General features: G+C 50.3%; 16 protein-coding genes. All 16 read left to right on the forward strand.

Annotation, left to right across the window (positions count from 1 at the left end):
• Window positions 1–415: 415 nt before the first annotated feature.
• The 16 genes from BUB16_RS17555 to BUB16_RS17635 all read left to right on the forward strand — a co-directional run bounded on the left by BUB16_RS17555 (window position 416) and on the right by BUB16_RS17635 (window position 26,604).
• On the forward strand, window positions 416–3,526 hold the full coding sequence (locus BUB16_RS17555) for a SusC/RagA family TonB-linked outer membrane protein (RefSeq protein WP_211483222.1): 3,111 nt from the start codon (window positions 416–418) through the stop codon (window positions 3,524–3,526).
• 50 nt (window positions 3,527–3,576) lie between these two features.
• The gene (locus BUB16_RS17560; RefSeq protein WP_084088405.1) at window positions 3,577–5,427 is read left to right on the forward strand and encodes a RagB/SusD family nutrient uptake outer membrane protein; all 1,851 of its coding nucleotides are present in this window, start codon (window positions 3,577–3,579) and stop codon (window positions 5,425–5,427) included.
• Window positions 5,428–5,877: 450 nt separating this feature from the next.
• Entirely contained in the window at window positions 5,878–6,981 is a 1,104-nt protein-coding gene (locus tag BUB16_RS17570) for an alpha/beta hydrolase family protein (protein ID WP_139240365.1), read from the forward strand.
• A 98-nt stretch (window positions 6,982–7,079) separates the two neighbouring features.
• Window positions 7,080–7,880, forward strand: a complete 801-nt coding sequence (locus BUB16_RS17575; protein ID WP_073067519.1) for a glucosamine-6-phosphate deaminase — start codon at window positions 7,080–7,082, stop codon at window positions 7,878–7,880.
• Between the two features lie 191 nt (window positions 7,881–8,071).
• The gene (locus BUB16_RS17580; protein WP_073067521.1) at window positions 8,072–9,406 is read left to right on the forward strand and encodes a Gfo/Idh/MocA family protein; all 1,335 of its coding nucleotides are present in this window, start codon (window positions 8,072–8,074) and stop codon (window positions 9,404–9,406) included.
• A 398-nt stretch (window positions 9,407–9,804) separates the two neighbouring features.
• On the forward strand, window positions 9,805–10,626 hold the full coding sequence (locus tag BUB16_RS17585) for a 3-keto-disaccharide hydrolase (RefSeq protein ID WP_211483223.1): 822 nt from the start codon (window positions 9,805–9,807) through the stop codon (window positions 10,624–10,626).
• Between the two features lie 266 nt (window positions 10,627–10,892).
• Window positions 10,893–11,921, forward strand: a complete 1,029-nt coding sequence (locus tag BUB16_RS17590; RefSeq protein ID WP_073067523.1) for a Gfo/Idh/MocA family protein — start codon at window positions 10,893–10,895, stop codon at window positions 11,919–11,921.
• 238 nt (window positions 11,922–12,159) lie between these two features.
• Window positions 12,160–13,461, forward strand: coding sequence for an enolase C-terminal domain-like protein (locus BUB16_RS17595; protein WP_073067525.1), 1,302 nt, complete (start codon window positions 12,160–12,162; stop codon window positions 13,459–13,461).
• A 110-nt stretch (window positions 13,462–13,571) separates the two neighbouring features.
• Window positions 13,572–15,152 (forward strand): PQQ-dependent sugar dehydrogenase, encoded by a 1,581-nt coding sequence (locus BUB16_RS17600; RefSeq protein WP_084088407.1) that lies wholly within the window; start codon window positions 13,572–13,574, stop codon window positions 15,150–15,152.
• Window positions 15,153–15,544: 392 nt separating this feature from the next.
• A complete protein-coding gene (locus tag BUB16_RS17605) occupies window positions 15,545–16,771 on the forward strand; it encodes an Nramp family divalent metal transporter (protein ID WP_073067527.1) in 1,227 nt (408 codons plus the stop codon).
• Window positions 16,768–17,784 carry an NAD-dependent epimerase/dehydratase family protein gene (locus BUB16_RS17610; protein ID WP_073067528.1) on the forward strand — a complete coding sequence of 339 codons (1,017 nt, stop codon included), beginning with the start codon at window positions 16,768–16,770 and terminating at the stop codon, window positions 17,782–17,784. The genes BUB16_RS17605 and BUB16_RS17610 overlap by 4 nt, the downstream gene beginning before the upstream one ends.
• 20 nt (window positions 17,785–17,804) lie before the next feature.
• Complete coding sequence (locus tag BUB16_RS17615) at window positions 17,805–18,854, forward strand: dihydrodipicolinate synthase family protein (protein ID WP_073067530.1); 1,050 nt, start codon at window positions 17,805–17,807, stop codon at window positions 18,852–18,854.
• Between the two features lie 308 nt (window positions 18,855–19,162).
• Entirely contained in the window at window positions 19,163–19,750 is a 588-nt protein-coding gene (locus tag BUB16_RS17620) for an RNA polymerase sigma-70 factor (RefSeq protein WP_073067533.1), read from the forward strand.
• A 437-nt stretch (window positions 19,751–20,187) separates the two neighbouring features.
• Window positions 20,188–21,288: a FecR family protein gene (locus tag BUB16_RS17625; protein WP_073067534.1), complete on the forward strand. Its 1,101-nt coding sequence runs from the start codon at window positions 20,188–20,190 to the stop codon at window positions 21,286–21,288.
• Window positions 21,289–21,321: 33 nt separating this feature from the next.
• Window positions 21,322–24,849: a SusC/RagA family TonB-linked outer membrane protein gene (locus tag BUB16_RS17630; protein WP_073067535.1), complete on the forward strand. Its 3,528-nt coding sequence runs from the start codon at window positions 21,322–21,324 to the stop codon at window positions 24,847–24,849.
• Window positions 24,850–24,873: 24 nt separating this feature from the next.
• Complete coding sequence (locus BUB16_RS17635; protein WP_073067536.1) at window positions 24,874–26,604, forward strand: RagB/SusD family nutrient uptake outer membrane protein; 1,731 nt, start codon at window positions 24,874–24,876, stop codon at window positions 26,602–26,604.
• Window positions 26,605–26,778: the final 174 nt, after the last annotated feature.

Below are 26,778 nucleotides of genomic sequence, written 5' to 3' on the forward strand. Positions count from 1 at the left end.
CTCTTTTTAAAAGCATTCCTGGTTTTCTTACGTTAGATAAATATTAACACGATAATTCCTTCTGTTTGCGGGATTCCTTTTTCCTATCTCCTGTATTTATCGGTAATTCTTATTTATTATTTCTTTTATTAATTATTTTATAATACTTTATACGAAGTTATGTGTATTAATTATATAACATAAGGAAACTAAGGTATTTTAATGTGCTTATTCTTTAGGGCATCCTTAGTTTCTTATTGTTTATACTTAGGCGTTGCTTGACACTTTTAGTATTCTTTGCAGGCTAAATGCACAATACAATCAGGGCATTTAAAGAGTATAGGAACTCAACCTATAGGGGAATGTCAGCAGTACATCTTCAGGGGAACCCTGCACAAATACAACTATAAGACAAACCTATAATAGTTATATCAATATGAAACATTTCTACAAAAAGGTGATCAACAGGATCCTATGTATGTTTGCAGCCGGTCTGATGTTGTTGGGACTGGCAGGTTCTGCATATGCACAGCAGACGGTTACGGGAACGGTGACCGATGCTGAAACCGGGGAAACGCTCCCGGGCGTGAACGTAACTGTCCCGGGAAGTACGCAGGGGACGGCAACGAATCTTGACGGGGAATACAGCCTGGAGGTATCGGGACCTGAGACCGTGTTGCGATTTTCTTTTGTGGGATACCGGTCCCAGGAAATCACGGTCGGAGAACAGGAAGTCATCGATGTAAGCCTTCAGCTGGACATGGGAAGGCTGGATGAAGTTATCGTGGTCGGATACGGGACGAGGGAACGGCAGGACCTGACCGGGTCCGTGGACCGCGTAGACGGTGAGAAATTCCGGGATCAGGGAATAACCAATGTTTCTGATATGCTGACCGGTACAATTGCCGGCTTTAACGCCAGTCAGGGTGCAACGGCCAGTGGCGAGACGAGCTTCCAAATCAGGGGACCAAATTCTTTGACGGCTGATACGGATCCGTTGATTGTGCTGGACGGGGTCATCTACCGGGGCGATTTGCGGAATATTAATCCCAATGACATTGAATCCATTGACGTTCTGAAAGATGCCAGTTCGGCCGCGGTATATGGGGCACGAGCTGCCAACGGTGTTGTCATGATTACCACGACACGGGGACAGTCGGGCAAGCCCACGATCGAATTCAGTACCAAATTCGGGTTGACGGAGACCACCACCGATCATTACAAGTACCGGGGACCCGAGGAATATATTTCGTTCAGGCAGGACTATTACCGCTCGCAGGGATTGAGTCAGCCGGACCACTACTGGTCGCGGCCCGATAATTTGCCAGAAGGGGTCAGCACCGATGAGTGGCGTTCGCTCAATGAAAATCCTCTTTCGGACAACCAGGAGGAGTGGATGAGCCGGATGAACTTCTTTCCGCTCGAGCGAGAGCAGTACCTGGCGGGCGACACGTTTGACTGGGCGGATTATATTTACCCGACCGGCTTTCAGCAGGATGCGAATTTAAGTATTTCCGGCGGTTCCGATGATGTGCAGTACTACTGGTCGATCGGCCGGGTGGATAATGAAGGCGTCAGGCTTGGCGATCAGTTCGAGGCGATACGGACAAGACTGAATGTGGATTTCCAGGTAACCGACTGGTTAAGCGCGGGTATTAATGCGGAGTATTCGGACCGCGACGAGAGTACGATCCCTGCCGGTGATCCGCATCTGATGAGTCCTTTTTCCCGTCTGTATGACGAACAGGGGAATGTGGAGTGGTATCCGCACGGTTATATTGTGACCAATCCCGCACTCAATACGATCAATGCAGAGCGAAAACGGAAAATAAACAACCTCTTTGCGTCCCCGTTTCTGGAAGTTGCGCTTCCGTACGGTTTTACGCACCGGGTGACTTTCCAGCCCCGCTACCGGACGTTTAAAGACTATCAATTTTGGGGAGAGAATACGCGGACCGGCGGAGAGATCGTTTCCGGGGGACGCGCGGACCGGGAGGACGAGACTCGCTTCGACTGGATGCTCACCAATATGCTGACCTGGCAAAAAGAGTATGGCGTGCACGATTTCAACGTGACGCTGGTGCATGAGGTGGAAGAGAACCAATCATGGGAAAGCTTTCAGCGTAATACCGGATTTCGTCCCTCCGCAAACCTCGGATACGGCGGACTGCAGTACGGAACCAACCCTTTCCTGCAAACGGAGGATGTTAAAACGACCGGGGAGGGGATGCTGGCCCGGCTGAACTACACGCTGATGGATAAATACCTGTTTACGGCCTCCGTACGACGAGACGGCTATTCCGCTTTTGGCCAGCAGAACCCCAGGGCGGTGTTTCCGGGCGGCGCCTTTGCGTGGCAGATTTCTGAGGAGGATTTCTTTACTTCCGATTTGATCAGCAACCTGAAGGTAAGGTTATCCTACGGACAAAACGGTAACCGGAGCATTGGGACCTACTCCTCTCTTGCCCAACTGGGTACGAACCTGTATTACGACGGATCCCAGGTGCAGGTGGGGGTCCAAACCAGCTCCCTGGCCAATCCAGGATTGCGCTGGGAAGAAACCGAGTCCTTTAATGTAGGCCTGGATTTCGGGATCATGGACGGCCGCATCAGCGGTAGCCTCGACTATTATGACATGACGACGGAGAGCCTGCTGGTTGACCGGACGCTGCCGCTGCTTACCGGTTTTGACGGGGTGACTACCAATATCGGGGAGTTGGGCAACAAGGGGTTCGAGTTTACCGTAAATACGGTGAATATCAGCTCCGGAGATCTGAACTGGCAATCGAACCTGAATTTTTCCCTGAACCGCAATGAGATCAAGTCGCTGTTCGGGGACACCGGGACCTATACGTTAGAGGGACAGCAATACGAGGGAGAGCTTCCGGACTATTCCAACAACTGGTTCCCGGGTAAGTCCATCGACGTGATCTGGGACTATGATATTCAGGGCATGTGGCAGGTGGAAGAGGCGGAAGCAGCCGAAGAATACAACCTGAGTCCGGGTGATATCAAAGCCGTTGACGTCAATGATGACGGAACGTATCAATCGCAGGACGACAAGCGTTTCATCGGTTATACCGAGCCGCGATACCGGTTCGGGTTCCGGAATGACGTATCGTATAAAAACTTTTCCGCTTCGGTCTTTATTCGTGCTAACCTGGGGCATAAACTTCCGTTTGAAGATGCGATCCACTCGCATTCGACGTATGACCGGCGGAACACGCCGCCCACGCCTTATTGGACAAAAGAGAACCGGTCGAATGAATGGCCGCGGACCTCGCTGACCGACGATCCGTTCGGCGGGGGCATCATGATGTATAAAAAAGCCTCCTTTGTACGCATTCAGGACGTCACCCTGGGATATTCATTGCCTCAGCATATTATCCAGCGATTGCAGCTGCAGAATCTTCGATTTTTCGGCTCCATACGAAATCTCCACAGCTTTGACAACTGGCCCGGATGGGATCCCGAGTCATGGGATAATAATGGAAACAATATACCCATGCCGCGTACCTTCACAATCGGGCTGAACCTGTCCTTGTAACGAAATTGAAAAATGCAGCGTGAATTCAAACGATTTAAAGTAAAAACATTATGAAACGGATTATAACACACACTTTAGTATTGATGATCGGCTCTCTGATCTTGATATCGTGTTCAGACAGCTTCCTGGAGCCTGAGCCGCAATCCTTCTTTGCGCCGGAGAATACCTATACCAATGAAGCGGGTTTCCAGGCCCAGCTGGTAACCATGCGAAAGACCCTTGCTGACGCCGAATTTACCGGGGGACGCGGCAGCGCCCTTTTTATCGGACAGTGGGACGCCACGGAAGCGGGAATCGGTATCTGGGCAATGGACAAGGATCACCTTAACGGGAGTCCCAGTACCTATGTGGGCTTTTTCCAGCAGGCGAGCATGATCAATGATGTCTACACCTATATCAAAGATGCCAACGTGGTCATCTCCAGAATCGATGATATCGAGTGGGATGACCAGCAGCGGCGAAACGAGATACTGGCCGAAGCCCTGTGGCACCGCTCCTACTGGTACAACCGGCTGGTACACAGTTACGGGGACGTTCCCTTTGTGGGAAATGAGATACAGGAAGCCAAACTGGACTTCCAGACACATACGCGGGAAGCCATATTGGACAAAATTCAGTCGGATATGGAGTTTGCGGTGCAACATCTCCCGGAGGAGGCTATCCCGGGTGCGGTCAGCAGGGGCGCCGGATATCACCTGTTGTCCAAAATTTACCTGGCCAACCTGGAGTTTCAGAAGGCTATAGACGCGGCAAGCGAAGTGATCAATGGTCCCTATGCCCTGATGACCGAGCGGTTCGGCCAGGATGCGGATGACCCCAAGCGCAATGTTATCTGGGACCTGCACCGGCCGATGAACAAAAACAGTTCGGCCAATACGGAAACGATCCTGGCTATTGTGGACCGGTACGAGGCCCCGGTAGGTGCCCGGGACGATGCCGGAATGTTTACGATGCGGACGTTTCACCCCGACTGGTGGCACTCTCGCCACCGCGACAGCGAAGGCAACGCCGGAATGATTGACGCCGGCCCGATGTACGACACCCTCGGACGGGGCAATCCGGATATCGCACTGACCGAGTTCCTGCAGTATCGCGCCTGGGAAGAAGATGGGTATACGTGGGAAGATACCCCCGACCTGCGCAGAGCGGATATTAACTGGGTGGATGTGCATGAGATGCGATACAACAACCCCGAATCGGTCAATTACGGCGAGCAGTGGACCATCGAATATACGACGGGGGCGCGCGGCAGAGTGATTACCTCCATGTACGCCATGCCGTTCTATAAGACCTACGTCCCGGAGGAGAGCACGGATGCGCGTCCCTATGGCGGAAACGGGGACTGGTACCTGTTTCGCCTGGCGGAGACCTATCTGATCAGGGCCGAGGCCAACTACTGGCTGGATAACCTGCAGGCCGCCGCTGACGATATCAATAAGATCAGGGCGCGGGCGGAAGCCCCCCTTATTTCGGCCGGGGACGTCACCATCGACTACATTTTTGACGAGCGGGTTCGAGAACTGTTTGCCGAGGGCATGCAGCAGAACGAGCTGGCACGCGTCTCCTTTACGATGGCCAAGCTGGGCAGAGGCGGCTATGACATGGAATCGATTCACCAGGATAACTGGTGGTACGACCGGGTAATATCCCGTAATTTTTATTATCCGGAACACCCCGAGAGCGGGACCAGTATTTCGATCGGGATTCCGTATCCCATCGGAGATCAAGTGGAGATTGTCGGTGGTATTCACCCCCATATCAATCCTCATAACTTCCTGTGGCCGGTTGCCGATAATATGATTGAGTCCAATACCCAGGGAAGAGTTAACCAGAATCCGGGCTACCCCGGCTCTGAGAATAACGAGCCTCCGCTTGAAACAATTGAAGCGGAAACCTGGTAGGACCAAGAGCTTCCGAATAGCTTATTAAATAGTGCCCGGTCCGATATCCAATCCACAGCGCGGGAATTCATTCCTGCGCTATGGATTATTATGATTATTACATATTAATTGACGGTTTGCTGACTGGCGATGTTATGGCGTTTAGCGGAGCATGGCAGGGGTGATATGCTATGAAAGTTTCGATTCGTCGAACGAGCAGGTGTTAAATGATTCCTGTAAAAGTTCATATTTTATCTATATTCAAGAAGCCCTTGAAAAATTGGAGGAGGTGTTCAATCCCCAAGCCAGTGTGATTTTAAAACCGCAGTGTATAGACGATGCATGCGGATTTTGAAATCGTGAAAAATATAGATAATAGGCAAAACAGCGGTTTTGCAAAGGTTTCTTTAATTTGGACGGTAATAAAGGAGTCGGTGTTTTCCCAGATTCCGGAAAAAGCAAACGGACAATATGTTAAGACGCGATTTTATGCGGCTATCTGCTTCGGCGGCCCTCACCGGCTGTATAGCTCCGCATGCGGCTGGCAGCGAACGACCCGAAAGAAGCCGGGCCCGCGAGGTTCCCTGGCTGAAAGAGATTCAGCAGCCCCATAAGGGGGTATCCGGAAGCAATCCCCAACTCTCACCTCTGCGGGTGGACGCGGAAGGCCGGGCGATCGAATCGCTGGCGGACTGGAAACAAAAGCGTGCCCTGATCAGGGAGCGCTGGCTCAATTTTATCGGACCGCTGCCGGGGAATCCCGATCCTCCGCAATCGGAGGTCATTGAAGAAGATCGCCCGACCGGGGTGATCAGACAGCTGGTGGAATATGAGGGAGAGCCGGGTATGATCGTACAGGGCTATCTGATTAAGCCCCGGTATCATGACGGACCGCTGCCCGGGGTCTTAACCCTCCATTCGACCACGGACAACACCATTGAGCAACCGGCCGGCGTGCGGGGTGCGCCCGAAAAAGCTTTTGGCCTGAAGCTTGCCCAGCTCGGCTGCGTGACGTTCAGTCCCATGAATTTTCTATGGGTGGATAAAGGGGGCCGTTCCTACGAAGAGCAGGCTGAACAGTTTAACAAACGTCACCCGGACGCCAAAGGCATGGCAAAAATGCTGTTTGACGCCTCCCGGGGACTCGATGTGCTGCAGCATCTGTCCATGGTGGACGGGAACAGGCTTGGGGTGATGGGACACTCCCTGGGGGCGAAGGAGGCGCTTTACCTGGCGGCTTTCGATGAACGGGTAAAGGCGGCCGTGAGCAGTGAAGGGGGCATCAGTACCGGCTTCTCCAACTGGGATGCACCATGGTATTTAAGTGAGCAAATTCGGGATTTCGGGCATGATCACCATGAACTGCTGGGGCTTATCGCCCCGCGGCCTTTTTTGCTGGTGGGCGGGGACAGTGCCGACGGCAGCAAGAGCTGGCCGTTTATTGAAGAGGCACTGTCGGTCTACGAGTTATATGGCAAACCCTGTAGCACAGGGCTGTTCAATCACGAAGAGGGACACAGTGTGCCCCAGGTTGCCGAGCTTCGAAGTTATCAATGGATGTTAAACTATGTGTAAGTAATTTTAAGTTTGTGGGAAAATATTTTTTATTTGTATAATCAAAAGCATACGTTCTTAACTATTAAAAAGTTAGCAGGGCATAAACACGTTATTCTATGGCACAAAACCATCTTATACAAAAAACCAGAGTTGATTCACTAACCGTTCAGGCATACGATTCCAGGGAAACCATGGGTGAGGCCGCGGCCGAGTTCGTAGCTGAGAATATACAATCCGTCATTGAGCAGAAGGGGCAGGTGAACCTGATGCTGGCAACGGGAGCTTCTCAGTTCAGCTTCCTGGATGCTTTTAAAAATATGGAGTCGGTGGACTGGTCGAAGATAACGACCTTTCACCTGGATGAATACATCGGGCTGAGCCCCAGTCACAAGGCCAGCTTTCGCAAATACCTGCATGAACGCATTATTGATGAAGTGCAGCCGAAAGAGGCTTATTTCCTGCAGGGGGATGCGGAGGACATCGAGGAAGAGATCGACCGGTATGAGCAGCTGCTGAAGAATCATCCCATTGATGTCGCATGTATCGGAATCGGAGAAAATGGCCATATTGCTTTTAATGATCCTCCCATAGCGGATTTTGATGATCCCCATTTGGTAAAGATCGTAGAGCTGGATGACAAATCCCGCAATCAGCAGGTGGGAGAGGGATGGTTTGACAGTATCGAAGATGTACCTAAACAGGCCCTTTCGCTGACCATTCCGGCTATTATGGACAGCAATGTCATCAGCTGCGTGGTGCCCGACAGCCGGAAGGCGCAGGCCGTGCGGGACGCTCTGTACGGTCCCATTACGACGGATTGCCCGGCTTCTGTGCTAAGAAGACACCCGAATACCATCCTCTTTTTGGATGAAAACTCGGCTGAGGGGTTGAAAGAAGATGAGGATGAGCAGGGGTAGCATAAAGATGCCATTCAGCAGGAGGTTTTGGAAGTGGGTTTTTTCAACACCAAAGGCCGATTGGTTTTAAAACCGCAGCGTGTCGCTTGTACAGGAGGATTTTGACCTATTGAAAATGTAGAGATCGAGCAATAAAACGGTTTTGCAAAGGTTTCTAAAAGACTATACTCATAAATAAATCAACACATATTATGGATAACAAAATAAAGCGAAGAGATTTTTTGAAAAAAATGTCAGCCCTGGGATTAGGCGTGGGAATTGCAGGTGCCGGGGCACCACAGGTTTTTGCCGGCGGATCACCCAATGAAAAAGTTCTTGTAGGAGTGATGGGCACCAACAGCCGGGGAGCTGCCCTGGCGGAAGGCTTTGCCGCTCTGCCGGGCGCTGAGGTAGCGTATATTTGCGACGTGGATGATGAGGCTATCCAAAACGGCATGAAAGCGGTAGAGGCGGGGGGACAGGAAAAAAGACCGCAGGAAGTCAAGGATTTCCGGCGTATTTTGGATGACAAGGATCTGGATGCCCTGGTCATTGCCGCACCCGACCACTGGCATGCCCCGGCCTCCATTTTAGCAATGAAGGCGGGCAAGCATGTCTACGTGGAAAAGCCGTGCAGCCATAATCCCCGCGAAGGAGAACTGCTGGTGGAAGCTGCCCGTAAATACGACAAAGTCGTACAGATGGGGAACCAGCGCCGTTCCTGGTCCAACGTAGTACAGGGGATACAGGAAGTGAAGGAGGGCGCCATAGGTGATGCTTATTTTGCCCGCGCCTGGTATGCCAATACCCGGGGATCCATCGGTCACGGTAAGACGGCCCCGGTACCGTCGGGACTGGATTTTGAGCTCTGGCAGGGCCCCGCCCCGCGCAGGGAGTACAAGGATAACCTGATCCACTACAACTGGCACTGGTTCTGGCATTGGGGAACAGGGGAAATTCTCAACAACGGCACCCACTTTATTGATTTGTGTCGATGGGGACTTGAGGTGGATTACCCCGAGCAGGTAAGCTCCAATGGGGGACGCTATGCCTATGACGATGACTGGGAGACTCCGGATACGCAGCTGACTTCCTACGATTTTGCGGATGGAAAATCCATATCCTGGGAGGGGAGAAGCTGTAACGGTCAACCTATCGAGGGAAGCTCTGTGGGAGCCTCCTTCCATGGTACCGACGGAAGCCTGGTCATTCACGGCAACGGGTATTCCCGATTTGACAATAATGGCAATGAATTGGAGAAGGTTACGGTGGAAGGGGATGACGCCCTGGACACGACGGGACCCGGATTCGATCTGGATGCTGCCCACCTGGGGAATTTCCGGGATGCGATCCGTGAGGGTAGCAGCCTGAACTCTCCCATCGAAGATGCCAACAAAAGTGTCGTGCTCTGCCAGCTGGGCAATATCGCCCACCGTACGGGCCGAACGCTCAATTGCGATACCGGCACCGGCAAGATTGTGAACGACGAGGAAGCGATGAAGCTGTGGGGCCGGGAATATGAGCCGGGATGGGAGCCCACTGTTTAATTGGGCTGGAGCACTCGCGCCGGCGTTTCACTGCGTTGACAATGGTAATGTAGTGGTAAGTGCAATGGATCGAAAAACCGATCCCGGGACACCTGAAGGTGACTTGGAGACCGGGAGATGCGTTTAAATGTGAGGTTCAGATAACAGCGGGCTCTATTCGCAGCCCGCAGTGTGACCCGCAGGAAGGATGATCCCGATGCTACAGGGCGCATCCCACGCTGCTGACCGGATTGAGTAGCGGGATGCTTATGGTTGTGGCCCGGGGTGCCGGGTGGGCCGATCATATGATTACACGGCTCCTTATAAATTTTCGTAACCGGAAACCTTGCAATCAGTTATAACAATTATTAATAAATTTTAAAGTACTTATTGAATATATGAAAAATTGGAATTGTTTTTTGAATATTGATAGAAATATCTCTCAGCACCTGGGTGTTATGATTTTGCTACTGCTGTTCACAGCGGCTGGCTGCAGCTCCGATGAGGCTTCTTCAGAAGCGTCAGGCGGGGAATCGGATCAGCAGGAGCAGAAAAGTCCGACCGGACAGTCGCAGATCAATACGTTGACCAGCGAAGAACAGCAGGAAGGATGGGTGCTTCTTTTTGACGGAAAAACCACCGACGGGTGGAGGGGCGTTTATAAAGAAAACTTCCCTGAAAAAGGGTGGAAAGTGGAAGACGGTCTGCTCAAAGTAGTTGCTTCCGGCGGGGGAGAAGCTGAGTTTGGTGGAGATATCATCACCGAAAACCAGTACTCAGACTTTGAATTTTCGCTTGAATTTAAACTGACCGAAGGAGCCAACAGCGGGATCAAATATTTTGTCAAGGAGATCTATCCCGAACCCGAGGGATCGGCCGTAGGCCTGGAGTACCAGCTTATCGATGACAGCCGACCCGATGTCGAAGGTACATGGACGCTGGCTTCCGTGTATGAACTGTACAGGGCCGAGAACAAGGAAGTCAATCCTATCGGGGAATTCAACAAAGCCCGTATCGTCGCGGAGGGAGATCACGTGGAGCACTGGCTGAACGGAAAGAAAGTGGTGGAATATACCCGGGGAAGTGAAGAGTTCCGGAATCTCGTTGCCGAAAGCAAGTACAGCGAGCATGAAAATTTTGGAGAAGCGTCAGAGGGACATATTCTCCTGCAGGACCACGGTCACGAGGTTGCTTTTCGGAATATCAAGATCAGGGAAATTGATTCCGGGGAAAGTCAGTAAAATCTCAATGCCGTAAAATAAAATCTCAATATCGCAATATTGGCCTGTATCTTTGGGAGACGGTCATAGTGGCTGATAAAAAAACTACTCCTGAGGTCTTCCCTTATGCGTTGTTTTGCCTGCGCCGGAAGATGTTGTGGTCAGACGAATTGACAGATGATAAGACCTGTATCGGATGGCCAAACCAGCTGTGGGAGTAAATGTGTAAGCTGCCTGGAATAACTTCGTATCGTGACAAACTAAATTTCTAAACATAATTTCTATCTATGGACAGATCAGTAAATCGTCGAAATTTCATAAAGTTAGCCGCAACAGCAGGGTTGGGCATGAGTTTGCAAAGCCCGGCCGCCTTATTTAGCCGGCCGAGACCCGCCGAAGAAACGAAAGTGGGTATTATCGGACTGGATACCTCCCACAGTACGGCCTTCGCCAAAGCGCTGAACGATCCGGAAGTGGCGCCCGAACTGGCCGGGTTTCCGGTGGTGGCCGCTTATCCGAAAGGGAGTTTGAAAATAGAGTCGAGCTACAGCAGAATACCGGACTATACCGAGCAGATGAAGGAAATGGGCGTGGAAATCGTCGATTCCATTGATGCGTTGCTGGACAGGGTGGATGTGGTGTTGTTGGAAACCAATGACGGGAACCGGCACCTCGAGCAGGCTCTGCCCGTCTTTGAAGCGGGCAAGCCTGTATTCATCGATAAGCCCGTGGCCGGATCGCTGTCCGATGCCATCGCCATCTATGACGCTGCGGAGCGATATGACGTACCGACCTTTTCTTCCTCTTCCCTACGGTATATGGAGAACGCCTATGCAATCAGAAACGGAGAAGCGATAGGCAAAGTGACGGGCGCCGATACCTACAGTCCCGCCAGCCTGGAAGAGACCCACCCGGATCTGTTTTGGTACGGCATTCATGGAGTGGAGATCCTGTTTACTGTTATGCAGACCGGCTGCGAAAGCGTGGTCCGCGTACACAGCGATGATACCGACGTGGTGGTCGGGACCTGGGAAGACGGGCGTATCGGGACGTTCCGGGGACGCCGGTCCGGGAAGCACAGTTACGGCGGCAGAGCCTTCGGAGAGGAGGGCGAAGTTGAAATCGGTCCCTATAATGGCTACCGGCCGCTGCTGGTCGAAATCGTGGAATTTTTTAAGACGGGCCAGCCGCCGATAAGCCGAGAAGAGACGCTGGAAATATATGCGTTTATGGAGGCTGCCGACGAAAGCAAACGCAGAGGGGGGGAACCGGTAACCTTAGACGATGTGATGGCAAAAGCAAGAGAAAATGCGTAAGGCCAAATAATACGCATTGGATGTGGTATATCCCTCGCAGAGAGATAGAAATACTTTTAAATTTTAAAGAGGGCTTTGTAAACCTGCTCTTTTGCCCGATGTCGGCGTTATTGGTCGGTTGAAATTCTCACATATAATCAATGCTGCGATTCCAACCTCCCCGGAGCCTCGACCTTGAACAAAATTCCTGTTTTTTTCAAAGCTCTCTTGAAGTAAAGGAAAAGGGACTATTTGAGTTATGAGCAATAAAAATGAAATAAGAATTGCTGAAACGCGATCGAACTTTGAGCGGGAAAAGCTAAAAATCCCGTTTGGTTTCAAGGGCGGTTATCTTTCGGAATTGTGGCAGACGGTCGTCAGGTTAACATCGGAAAACGGGCACACCAAAGTGGGGTTGGGGACCCAGAGCGTACTCTACGGGGATATGGATCTGTTTGCCTCCTGGTCTGAAGCCGGCAGTAATGCCTTGATGTATGCGCTGACGGAACGGGCGCTGCAAATGAGCAGGTCTGTTTCTTTTGCAACCCCGGTAGCGCTGATTGATTCCTTGCTTCCCGAGCTCAGAAAAGAAGCCCGCCGGATAACAGGGAAGGAAGATGTCAACGAAAATTTCATATTGAATGCCCTGATCGGTCTGGACAACGCCGCATGGCTGCTGTATGCGGAAGAAAACAACCGGGCCACTTTCGGGACCATGATCCCGGAACCTTTTAAACCGGCGCTATCGTATCACAATGACCGCATAGGAATTATGTTTCAGGTTTCCTATGGCATGTCGCTGGAGGCGATAGAAGATGCGGTGGACCGGGGCTACTTTATTATCAAAATTAAAACGGGTCAGCCGGGCAGCCAGGAGGAGATGCTGCGCAAGGATATGGACCGCCTGTCTCAAATTCATAATGCCCTTAAAGACAAATCGACTTCCCAGACGCCCGACGGTAACATCATATACACGATGGATGCCAATGGCCGGTATGAGAAAAGAAAGACACTGGAGCGGCTTATCGATCATGCGGAGGAAATAGGGGCCCTGGATCGTATTTTATTTGTGGAGGAGCCCCTGAGCGAAGATAACAGTCAGGATGTATCCGGGGTAGGGGTCCCCATCGCTGCCGATGACAGTGTTCATAATGTAGCGGATGCCAAAGAGCGCATTGAACAGGGCTACCAGGTCCTGGTCCTGAAAGGGATCGCCAAGACCCTGAGCATCTCTCTCAAGATTGCCAGGTTGGCCTATGAAGAGGATATTCCCTGCGTGTGTTCAGATCTGACTGTGAATCCTATTTTGGTTGACTGGCATAAACTGCTGGCCGCTCATTTGCACCCCTTTCCGGGACTGAATATGGGGGTCATGGAAACAAACGGCGACATGAATTATCAGAACTGGGAATCCATGCGGGATTATCATCCGTCGGGACATGCTCCATGGACGAAAGTCACGGATGGTACTTTTGAGTTAAACAGGCACTTCTACAGGGAGAGTGGCGGTATTTTTAAATCATCCAAACACTATGAGCAATTGGTTTCTCCAGGTAGATAGCAGAAGACCCTTTCCCGTTATATTGACTGGAGGTTAAAAAAACAGAGAATGCGGATGTTATTTTTAATGTTAATATTCAGGGTTTTGAAAGACTCTGGCAACGGATATTTATGAGAACTTGTGGCCGTTTTTTTACCGTTCTGACGCTGGCTTTGTTATGGGGTTGCGGGGGGACTGACGAAGTTCCTTCCCTGGAATCCAAGGCTGAAACCTATTTTACCCTGGATTCTACAACGGTCGGGGTTAGTACCATTGCTTCGGGCCTGGAGGTTCCCTGGGAAATTACGTGGGGGCCGGACGGCTGGATATGGATGTCCGAGCAAAAGGGGATCGTCAGTAAGCTGAATCCCCGGACCGGGGAGATGATTGAAATGCTGAAGCTGCAGGATGTGTACCTGAGAACCACGCCGGGCTTGCTGGGAATGGACATTCATCCTGACCAGCAAAACGTTCCGTATATCTTCCTGCTGTACAATACCAGGGAAGGGGAAGAGGGTGAGCGGATTACCCTGAACCTCGTACGCTATACCGTCGGTCCGGACACGCTGAGCGAGGCTGAACAGCTGCTGGAGATTCCGGGGGGGAAAGGGCATAACGGCTCCAGGCTGAAGATTTCTCCCGGGGGAAAAGTAATGGTTGCCACCGGGGAGGCCGGTAACGAAGAGAATGCCCAGGATATCCGTTCATTGGGCGGTAAGATTCTCCGGCTAAATGTGGATGGCACTGTCCCCGAAGATAACCCCTTTCCCGGCAGTCCGGTGTGGGCTTGGGGATTTCGAAATCAGCAGGGATTGACGTACGGCGACCGGGGACTGTTGTATACCTCCGAACATGGAGTGGCAACGGACGATGAAATAAACGTAATCAAAGAAGGCAGAAATTATGGGTGGCCCGATGTCGAAGGATTTTGTGACAGGGCGGACGAACAGGCGTTTTGTGCCGATTCATCCATTACAGAACCGCTGAAGGCGTGGACTCCCACCATTGCCCCGGCGGGCATAGATTATTACGGGTCAGCTAATATACCGGAATGGCAGCATTCGCTGATCTTATCTACATTAAAAGACGCCACGCTGCATGTCCTGCCGCTGTCCGGGGAAGGAACGGCTATTGAGGGGGACCGGCTTTACCTGGAAAAGGTATTCGGCAGATTACGGGATGTAACTGTTTCGCCGTCGGGGGACGTATACGTTGCCACCAGTAATCGGGATTGGAAAGAACAGGAAAATTTCCCAATGCCCAAAGATGATCGCATTCTGAGGCTTTTCAAGATTTCTGAGGACGAGAAGATAGAGGGGATTAAATCTCTGGAAGAAATGGTGTCGGATTCCCTGGCCTCCTTCTCCGAAAATCTGTCCGAAGGAGCCCTGATATATCAGAAGCATTGTGCATCCTGCCACATGCCGGCCGGCGGAGGTATTCACGGGACTTTCCCGCCTCTGAAGGGATCGTCGGCCGTTACGGGCGACAAGGAGGCCTTGATCCGGACCGTATTGACCGGCAAGGTGGAACCTGCGGCGGAGGACGACCGGGAATACGCCGAGTCGATGCCGGCTTTCGACTTTTTAAGTGATTCGGAAATTGCCCGTATACTGACCTATATCCGAACCGAGCTGGGAAATGACGTATCCGAAATTACCCCCGGGGAAGTGGAAGAAGTTCGGAATCGGTTACCGGAGGATGAGCAGTAGCGTTTGAATTCTGTATTTTAGCCACCTCTGCGATTAGTTTTTCGTGGGTAAGGCAGGTTGATTTTCAGGTAAATGGAGTATAAAGAGAGCAAATGCATAAAGAACTGAAATTATATTTTTATAATACTCCCGGAGTATTTATGTGTATTAGTAAACAAGACACCGGAGGATATTCGGGTATCAGAAAGCGCTTGAATAAACCGATAAGTGTAATATATTAAGGCTTACTTCTGAAAGCATACCCAGAACGGTTCGGGGTTGAAAAAGCACGCGTTGCTCTCGGATCGACTGCATTCGGGCAAGCGAAAATAGTAAGGCAGCAAAATGATATCGGCTTCCGGCAGAAACTGGCCCAAACGTAGGAATTCGGCAATAGATCAGTTGAGTACATTATGACAAATGACAACGATAAGGATGTCAGCACCATTACGAAAAAATGGCTGGCTTATTTAGGTCCGGGTATCATTACCGCCGCCCTGGTTTTCGGTCCGGGTAGTTTGACCATCACCTCCAAGCTGGGAGCCATCTATGAATACGAGCTCCTGTGGGTAATCATAATATCCACCATCCTGATGATGGCTTTTACGGGCATGGGCGCCCGGATTGGGATTGCTACCGAACACTCACTGCTGCAAAGTTTTAAGAAGAGGTGGGGAAAGTGGGCCTCATTATTTACAGGCGTGGGGATCTTCCTGGTAACGGTTTCTTTTCAGGCGGGTAATGCCGTTGCAGCCGGCGTGGCATTTGCGGAACCGCTCGGAACCTCCACCGTCCCCTGGATTTTATTGGTCCTCGTCTGTGGTATCCTGCTGCTGTTTTTCAAGTCCTTTTACAAGGTATTGGAAAAAGTGATGATTCTCATGGTGGGCATCATGCTGGTATCCTTCCTGTTGACCCTGATCATTACCCAGCCGGATGTTACGCAGGTCGTGCAGGGAGCCGTACCCTCCATACCGGCGGGATCGCTGTTGCTGGTGGTGGCACTGGTGGCATCCAGTTTTTCTATTGTGGGGGCCTTTTACCAGTCCTACCTGGTGCAGGAAAAGGGCTGGAAGAGCGGAGAAGTCAAAAAAGTAGTCAAGGAGAGCTTCTCGGGCATCTTTATTCTGGGATGTATTTCGGCGATGATACTGGTGGGAAGCGGCGCTATCTTGTATCCCCAGGGAATCGAGGTCAATTCGGCCTCGGATATGGGTTTGGCCCTTCAGCCCCTTTTTGGAAACTGGGCGGTATCACTGTTCATGCTGGGACTGTTTGGGGCCTCGTTCTCCTCGCTTATAGGCAATGCTACCATCGGGGGGACGCTGCTTGCGGATGCCTTGTCACTGGGCAGTGATCTGAGCAGCAAGCCGGTCAGGATTTGTATTTCGCTAATTATGATTGCCGGGGCCACCATCGCCATCATATTCGGAAAACTCCCGCTCGAGCTCATTGTTTTTGCCCAGGGAATCACTATTTTTATTGTACCTTTTATCGGGGCCGGAATTTTTATTCTGGCAAACGACAAGGATCTCATGGGAGCTTTGGTAAACAAAAAATTCGACAACCTTCTGGGTATCATCGGATTACTCGTATTATTCGGATTAGCATTCGGAAACTTTAAAAATTTATTTTTATGAAATCTTTAGAAGAATTGGAAGATCGGTTATCGAAACCTTCAGATCGGTTAATAAAAGACGTTAAGAAGATTGAAGGTGATATCATGATACTGGGGGTCGGAGGTAAAATGGGGCCCAGTATGGCGAAACTCGCGACCCGTGCATTCAAGGCATGCGGAAGCGATCAGAAAGTCATCGGCGTCTCCCGTTTTTCGGACCCCGGGCAGCGTGAGGAGTTGGATGATTACGGCATTGAAACCATTGCAGCGGATTTGCTGAACGAAGAGGAATTGCAGGCTCTTCCCGAGCCCGGGAATGTACTGTACCTGGTGGGCAAGAAATTCGGGACTTCAGGGAATGAGCACCTGACGTGGGCCATGAACGCCTACCTGCCCGGACGCGTGGCGGAAAAGTTCAAAAACTCAAATATAGTTGCCTTCTCTTCAGGAAATATTTATCCGTTTGTTCCCTACGGTTCGGGAGGCGCAACAGAACAAACGGACCCGGGCCCCGTCGGAGAATACGCCCAGTCCTGTCTGGGCAGAGAACGGGTTTTCGAACATTTTTCACATCGTTATGACATCCCGATGCTTTTTTTCCGCCTCAATTATGCGGTGGAAATGCGATATGGAAACCTCCTGGAAATAGCAAAAGCAGTCTACCAACAAGAACCTATTGACCTGCGAAACGGTCATATGAATGTCATTTGGCAGGGGGACGCCAATGAAATCGCCCTGCGGTCGCTTTTGCACTGTAAAACGCCCCCCAAGCTACTGAATGTGACCGGTCCGGAAACCATATCGGTCCGGTCGGTCGCCCACCAGTTTGGCAGAATATTCGAACAGGAACCGGAGTTTGTGAATGAAGAACAGCCGACTTCCCTGCTGAACAATGCTTCTCATTCCCATAAACTTTTCGGTTATCCCTCGGTTTCCCTGAACCAGATCATAGAATGGACGGCAGAGTGGGTCCAGCGGGATCAAAAAACAATTGACAAACCGACACACTTTCAGGTGCGATCAGGTAAATTCTAAGATAAGACAGAGATAGACAGATGTTGAAGAAAGAGATAAAAGAATTATTACATGAGGGTACGGTCATTCCGGCCCATCCACTGGCCCTGAACGCCAACCGCGAATTAGACGAAGAACGACAACGGTTGCTGACCCGCTATTATATCGCCAGTGGCGCCGGTGGTGTCGCCGTGGGCGTGCATTCCACGCAGTTTGAAATCCGGGACAAGGACATTGACCTGTTTGAGCCGGTATTGCGTCTCGGTTCAGAAGAGGTGGATAACGCTTCGTTAGACCGCCCCTTTGTGAAGGTTGCGGGTATTGTGGGACCCACCCGCCAGGCGATCGGGGAGGCGGAACTGGCCTCTTCTCTCGGGTACGACATGGGATTATTGAGCATGGGCGGACTTTCGGAGTACTCCGAGCTGGAGTTGATAAAAAGAGCGGAAAAAGTGGGGGAAAAGATTCCCCTGTTTGGATTTTACCTGCAGCCGGCGGTAGGGGGACAGGTGCTCAGTTATGACTTTTGGCGGGACTTTGCTGAAATTCCCACTGTCCATGCTATTAAAATGGCTCCGTTCAACCGGTATCAGACCCTGGATGTGGTACGAGCGGTTTGTGCTTCCTCCAGATATAAGGATATTGCCCTGTACACCGGCAATGATGACAATATCATTCCGGACCTGTTAACCACCTACCGGTTTAAGGTCAACGGTAAATACCGGGAGAAGTCGATCGTAGGGGGACTACTGGGACACTGGGCGGTATGGACCCGGAAGGCGGTGGAACTGCTGGAAGAGATTAAAGAAAAAAGAGATCACGAAGGAGCCGACCTTACAGAACTTCTGACAAGAGGCATCGAAGTGACGGATACCAATGCGGTTATTTTTGACGCCGAGCACGACTTTCACGGCTGCATCCCCGGAATCCATGAAATACTCCGGCGGCAGGGACTGTTAGAGGGGCGATGGTGCCTGAATCCGGATGAAACGCTTTCCGAGGGACAGATGGAAGAGATCGACCGGGTGTATGAGAGCTATCCCCATTTGAATGACGATGAGTTTGTGGAAGATTTTTTGTCCGGCCGCTGACAACTCTCACAAGGAGCCTGTCTGACTGAGAGAGCACGGAGAGTCAGACGATTCGAGTCAATTTTGGGCTCTTTTGAGACGAATGGTGGCCAATTTAACGAAGAAGGGATCGGAATCCGGCCAAGTTTGACGGAATCGAAGTAGGATTTGGTAAGTCCGACAGGATGTATTTTTATTTTAAAACAGTCGCCTGAATTTCGAGGGATAAAATATTTGCTAATGAATTATAAAACTCTTAATTAAACAACCGCAAAAGGGGCAGATCATCTAAATCGGCACGCCGAGCTTAAAAAATAATGACCGGGTGTATGGAATCAGCTACAAACGAGGAACGTACTGATCGTGAAAACCGATGGGTCGAAGAGATCCGGGAAGGAAGAAAGGAAGGGTTCGAAGCGCTATACCGGTTTTATTATCCTCGCTTATGCCAATTTGTCTTTCGCTATGTAAAGTCCAAAGCCACGGCGGAAGATGTTGTCCACAACGTTTTTCACAAGGTCTGGAAGAACCGGAAGGGACTCAAGGCGAATGGCAAATTAAGGGCTTACCTGTATACCGCTGTTCGTAACGAATCCTTTAAGCATTTAAATCAACGAAAACGGGATGCGTTTGCTGAGCTCGATGATCTGACATTTTTGGAAAGCAGGGAAGTGAGTCCGGAAGAAGAAATAAATGGCAAGGAGTTTAAGCAAGCCGTACAGACCGCTATTGACAAGCTGCCGGATCGCCGCCGTGATGTTTTTTTGATGAGCCGGGAGGACCATCTGACCTACAGGGAAATTGCAGAAGTACTGGGAATTTCTATCAAAACCGTGGAAACACAAATCAGCCGTTCGCTAAAACATCTCCGCCAGGAACTGTCCCATTTTATATCATCCGAAGGCATTTCCATTTGAATCCTCTTTAAGACGCTCAAATCAATTCTTTTAGGATTATCGGTGCGCGTGGGTTTAGGGCTGTAATCCAATCCCTTCTGAGTAAATACTCATTGCCCGTAATCCGAATTATATTGCTCATTCCTATCCGTTTCCGGAGAAACATTGTTGCGCATTTATGTCAACGTATTTGGTATTGTTTTAACGGCCTCCGGTCTGTCTGCCTGATACAGTAACCCCCTTGTATTGTTGTTAAGGAAACATTCCATTGGGCACCGGCTCCTGTCAGCGTCTTTACTACATCAATAATTTCAGGTCTTGCGGCCATTGAAAGGCTACCCGGAAACCAACCGCACAAGGCATTACAAGTACTTTTAAAAAAAATAAAAAAGTTTGTAGGGGTATACCCGGTTTTTCCGGTAATAACTAATGAAGCATTCAAAAGAAATAACTTTTAGATGAACGAGGAAGATATCAGCTGGATAAAAATTCTGCGATACGTGCAGGGGGAAAGCAGTCCCGAAGAGCATGCCGAGGTCCAAAAATGGATTGATTCAGATCCGGATCATGAAGAGATTATGTTATTTGTCGAAAAGCTGCTGGAGACCCCGGCCGAGTCAAAAGAGGACTGGGATGTGGATTCGGCCTGGTTGCGGTACAATATCCGGCATGGAAGAGACTTTGAAGAGCAAGAGGATGAGGAGGAAGAAGATATTGCCGGCTTGAAGGCGGTTAAAAAGAAAGGATCAGAGGTATCTGCTAATAAAAGGGCTCCCAAGTTTAAATGGGGTTTGGTAGCCGCCGCCGCGGCGATGATTACCGTGATCCTTCTTTTTACGGTTCCCGGGGAGCGGGGAGAACCTGTTTCTGATGTCCGGGTTCCCACTAATAAGGAAATCGTATCCGAACACGGGCAGCGTACCCATCTTCGCCTCAGTGACGGCACGCGGGTTATACTGAATGCCGGAAGTAAGATGATTACGCCGGAGACGTTTTCCGATTCTCTTCGCAGAGTGGAGCTTGAGGGACAGGCTTTCTTTAATGTGGCGACAGACTCAGCCCGCCCCTTCCTGGTTGTGACGGATCGTTCGGTGACGGAAGTTCTGGGTACGCAGTTTGATGTTCGCGCCTATTCCGAGGATGAACAAGTAGAGGTAACCGTAGCGGAAGGGAAGGTTGCGCTGCGAGCGAAACAGGATACAGCTAAACGTAACGGGAAGGAAATTACGCATAACCAGCAAGGATCATTGTCACCTGCGGGCATTGCCGAGGTAACAGAAGTAGAGAATCTTGCTGTTCACCTTGGATGGACCGAGGGGAAACTGGTCTTCTCCAATCAACAGTTTTTGAGAGTAAAGAGAACGTTGGAGCGGTACTATAATATCACCATAGAGATAGAAAGTGATAACGGGGAACAGCTGAGAGACCGCCGGTTTACCGGGTCATTTACCGATAGTCAGCCTTTGGAGGAAGTATTAGAGGCTATTGCCTTGTCTTTGGAAATGGAATACCGGGAAGATTCCTCTTCGGACAACTCGTATACCTTTTTTAAAAAATAAGTTCAATTTAACAACAAAAAGATGTGTAATCGTATGCAAATTAGTAAGCTGAAAAAAGGAAGATTCTTTTTGCTGGGCATCGTATGTATGTTCCTGTTTTTTCAATCGGGATGGGCGCAGGAGGAGCGGGTCCATGCGGAAAATTTTGCGCCCCTTGAATGGTATGCCTCCAATGGCAACACCACCTGGTTGTATAGCAAAACCATCAAGGTCTCCTATGATGAGGTTCCGCTGGAAGAGGCACTGGTTGAATTAGCCAACCAGGCGGGTGTGCGATTGTCATATGACCGGGGCAAGCTGCCTGACAAGAGCATCAATATGTCGGAGAATCGCATAACCGTTATTAATGCCTTTAAGAAGTTATTTGAAGGCACGGACCTGGAGGTACTGGCTTCTCCTTCCGGTCAGGTTGTAATCAAGGAGAAAAACGTGCCCGAAGCGCCGGCACCAGCTGCTGTGGAACCGGTATCGGGACAGGTTCTTGATGCGAACTCCGGGGAGACGCTTCCGGGGGTGAATATTATGATAAAGGGAACCACCAGCGGTACGGCAACCGATGCGGAAGGAGAGTTTTCGTTAGACGTTCCGTCACTGCAGGATACGCTGGTCGTTTCTTATATCGGTTATCAATCGAAAGAAGTGCCCATTGCGGGACGTACAAGTATAGAGATATTATTGACGCCCGAAGCTGTCCTTGGAGACGAGCTGGTTGTGGTTGGGTACGGTACGCAGGAGGAAGCAAATATTACCGGCTCGATCGATGAGATTTCAGGGGAGGACCTTGATGACAGGGCCCAGGCCAATGTGGGCGATCTTTTGCGGGGTACCTCGCCCAACCTGAATTTTAGCATGGGGTATCGCGGGGGCGAGCCGGGATCAACGCCGGACTGGAATATCCGGGGCATGGGATCAATCAGCGGAGATGATTCCCCCCTTATTCTGGTGGACGGGGTAGAAATGAATCCCAACAATATCAATCCCAATAATATCGAAAGCGTCTCTGTGCTGAAAGATGCTTCGGCCTCCGCCATTTATGGCTCCAGGGGCGCCTTTGGAGTAGTTCTGATAACAACTAAAAAGGGAAGTCCCGGCGAGGATGCCCGTATTCAGTACAGCAATAATTTGTCGTTTGATTCTCCCATCGCACTGCCCCACCAGCAAAGTTCATTAATGTGGGCAACGGCGTTTAACCAGGCTGCACAGAATGCGGGGGAAGCGGCCGTCTATTCGGATGAGCAGATGGAGCGGATTAAAGGCTATATCAATGGGGATTTCCCGTATGAGTACGACCCGGAGAATCCCATATCCTCATTGTGGGCGGGAAGAGACGAGGGGAATGCCAATTACGACTGGCCCGATGAGTTTACGAAGGACTATTCCTTCGGGCAGAAGCATAATCTCAGCGTCAATGGGGGCAGTGAGGATATACAGTATTTTCTGTCAGCCGGCTATAACGAAGATAATGGCATTTATAATTACGGCTATGATTATTACAAGCGGTACAATTTCCTGGCGAATCTTACGACGGACGTCACCGATTGGCTTAGTATCGATTTGAGCAGCAAATTCATCCAGTCAAAAACGGATTATCCTATAGGGATAACGACCGCGGAGAGAGATTGGTTTTTCGTGAATATGATGAACTTCAGTCCCATGACCCCGAAGTATAATATCAACGGGAGCATACAGCATGGTCATATACGAAACCTGCAGGATGCGGGAAGAGATCAGACGGAGAATAATGATTTTTGGCTGAATTTGAGCACGGAGATCGAGCCGGTGGAGGGTTGGCTGACTACCTTTACCTACAATTATAACCTGGAACAGTTCCGTAATACCCGAAATCCGCAGCCGGTGATGGTGGAACTTGGAAACGGGGAGTTTGACAACATCGGTAAGCCGGGTACCGCCCATGAGGTGACGTTTGCCAAACCCAATTACAGGAAATTCAACGTCCGCACTTCCTATGAAAATAGCCTCGAAAACCATTATTTCAAGGCGTTGGTCGGCTTTGAGCAGGAGGATAATACCTACGCCAATCTATATGGCCGGGGAGGTGAGTTGATAACAACAGAAGTACCCTCCATCAGCACCTCTTTGGGGGAGACTTCCGTTGATGATGCTCAGTCTCACTGGGCGACCCGCGGGATTTTTGGTCGTTTGAATTATAATTATGATGAAAAATATTTGCTTGAAATCAGCGGCCGGTACAACGGGTCCTCCCGGTTTGCCGAGGACGACCGGTGGGGGTTATTTCCATCCGGTGCCGTTGGCTACCGGATTTCAGAAGAGGATTTCTGGGAACCGGTAGAACAATATGTCAATTTCCTGAAGCTCAGGGCTTCATACGGTTCCCTGGGAAACCAGCAGGTTGATAACTATATGTACCTGTCCAATGTGTCCGTTCAAAGCGAGGCCCCCTGGATTATCGGGGGTGAGCGGCCTCCCTATGCAACCACACCGGGACTCATTAGCAATAACCTGACGTGGGAGACCATAACGACCACGAATGTCGGTTTCGATGCGGAGTTCCTTGACAATCGCCTCGATGTAACATTTGACTGGTTTAACCGGAAAACCAGTGATATGATTGGTCCGTCGGAGTCGCTCCCGGGAGTACTGGGCACAAGTGCCCCGGAAATGAATAACGCTACGCTGGAGACCAGGGGCTATGAAATAGCAGTGGGGTGGAACGATCGCCTTTCCCCTGATTTTTCTTATAACGTCAGGGCAAGCCTGGGGGATAATAAGACAACTATCCTGGAGTATAAAAATGAAAACGGGTTGATTGACACCTGGTATGAGGGGAAAGAAGTCGGGGAAATCTGGGGCTATAAGACCGGCGGTATTATCCAGTCCGAAGGGGAGGAGATGCCCGACCAGTCGGAACTGTACAGCAGCTGGGGTCCGGGAGACATGAAGTATGTGGACCTGGACGGGGACGGCGCTATCTCCGAAGGGTCGAGAACCCTGGATGATCACGGGGACCTGACCGTGATTGGGAATACGACGCCCCGGTATAATATTGGCCTGCAGGCCGGATTCAACTGGAAATGGTTTGATTTCAGTATGCTGTGGCAGGGCGTAGGCAAGCGTGACTACCACCCGGGAAATTCATTAATCTTCTGGGGCTTGAATTCCTCCCCCAACGGTTCAGGAATATATGAAGGATCGAAGAATCTGGACTACTGGCGACCGGCAGATGCCGCCGGCCGGCTGGGACCCAATACGGATGCGTATTTCCCCAAGCCATATTTCAGCGGGGAGACCTCCAAAAATCATCAAACCCAGTCCAAATATGTTCTCGATGCTTCGTACCTGCGGTTAAGGAACCTGAGAGTCGGGTATTCGGTTCCCAAAACCTTGTTAAACAGGTTTCAGATTCAACGCGCCAAGATCTATTTTGCGGGCTCGAATTTGCTCACCCTTAAATCGCTGCCCAAAGTAATGGACCCCGAGACAGCCATTGCCTCGGAACCATCAGAAGGCGGATATAACAGGTCGGGCGTTATTTATCCGATATCACGTACGCTTTCGGTTGGTGTTAACTTAGAATTTTAGAACCATTATCCATATCTATCAGTTATGAAATATTTACAAGCAGTTATCGGTTTAATCGCGTTTAGCGTTCTTATTAGTGCCTGTGATGATGGCTTTTTGACGAGAACGCCCAAAGATCAAATATCATCTGAGGAGTACTTTAAAAAACCGAATGATCTGGAGGCTTACGTCAATCAATTCTATGATGATGACTCCTTTCCAATCTACGGCGCATGGGGGGAAGATTTTGGAACCGATAACCAGGTCAGTGATGATATCAATAGCAGGCTGGAGGGCACCAGGGTTCTTTCCGACGGGGGAGGTATTTTCTATGATGATGTCCGGGATATCAATTACTTCTTTGACCACTATGGGAAAGTGGAAGAAAATGCGGACTTCGAGGAGTACCGGCAATATGTGGGCGAGGCCCATTTCTTTCGGGCACTCATCTATTTTGACCTGCTGAGAAGCTACGGTGATGTCCTGTGGCTGGAAACCACCGTAGGTCCCGAATCTCCCAGGCTTTACGAATCCAGGGACCCCCGAAATGTGGTGGCTGATAATATTATTGCGGATCTGGATACTGCGGCCACTTATCTTACGGCCGAGAGAACGGATGGGGCTTCGCGGGTAAACCGGTGGATGGCTCTTTTGATTCAAAGCCGGGTAGCTCTTTATGAGGGTACCTGGGAGAAATACCATGACGGTACACCCTTTGGGGTCGATAACCCGCAGCCCGAAAAGTATTTTAACAAGGTGGTGGAGGCCACGACCGAAATTATGCAATCGGGTCTTTACGACATCTATTCAACCGGCAATCCTGAGACGGACTATTATGATCTGTTTGCCACCGAACGGTATAATTACGCCTCGAATGACGAGGTGATGTTTTGGAAGGAATTTAATAATGAGTTGGGACAGGGAGAAGGTTCTTTTAGAAGACAGATTAATTACTCAATGGAGTATCCTAAGGGAAATGGGATTACCAAACAGTTAGCTGATGTATACTTATGTGTCGATGGGGAGCCGATTACGGTTAGTTCCCAGTTTGAGGGATATAATGATCTGAGCCGGGAACAGCAAAACCGCGATCCCCGCTTTGAACAAACCATTGCCACCCCTGGCGCCCCGTGGATGGTCTATGAAGATTCCGTAGTGCATTATAATAACCTTTATGAACAACTTAATACCGCAACGGATAGAAGAAATCCCGTGGGTTATGTTATTAGAAAGGGCTATGACCCGCGTATGGAAAATCATACGCCCCAGTTTGAAGAATCCCCCTCCATTATTTACCGGTATGCGGAAGTCCTGCTGAATTTTGCGGAAGCCAAGGCCGAACTCGGTACCCTAACCCAGCAGGATATCAACAATTCCATCAAAAAACTGAGAGACCGGGTGGATATGCCTAATTTGGTGCTTTCAGATATTTCGAATGACCCCGAATGGAATTTTCCAGAATTGTCGCCCGTCATAAATGAGATAAGGCGTGAACGCCGGGTCGAGCTCGCGGCAGAAGGATTTCGCTGGGATGATATCGCACGCTGGGCTGCGGCGGATGAACTGATTGTCGGCCAGCGGCCCAAGGGGTTGAAGGCTTCTCAGCTGGACAGCGATACCTACCCCGTGGATGCCAACGGATTTCTCGACCCTTATCAGGATAGAATTCCCGGCGGATACGGATTTAAGCTGGACCGTGATTATCTTAATCCCATATCGCGAAGTGAAATTGAGCTGAGCAATGGCAACCTGGAACAGAATCCCGGTTGGGAATAGTAGTTGTCGGAACAATCAGCTTTCTGAGAATGGGTAGAAAGTGCGAGTACTATCTCGCATAGTTCTACCCATTATTAATAAGTTCCTCACTGGAGAGGCGCATCCCCTCTCCATCTTATTGATTGTACATGTTGTTAAATAGGGCAGGATCAAAAATGAACCATTAAAAACCTC

It is taken from the genome of Fodinibius roseus, from assembly GCF_900129315.1.
Lineage (GTDB): Bacteria > Bacteroidota > Rhodothermia > Balneolales > Balneolaceae > Fodinibius > Fodinibius roseus.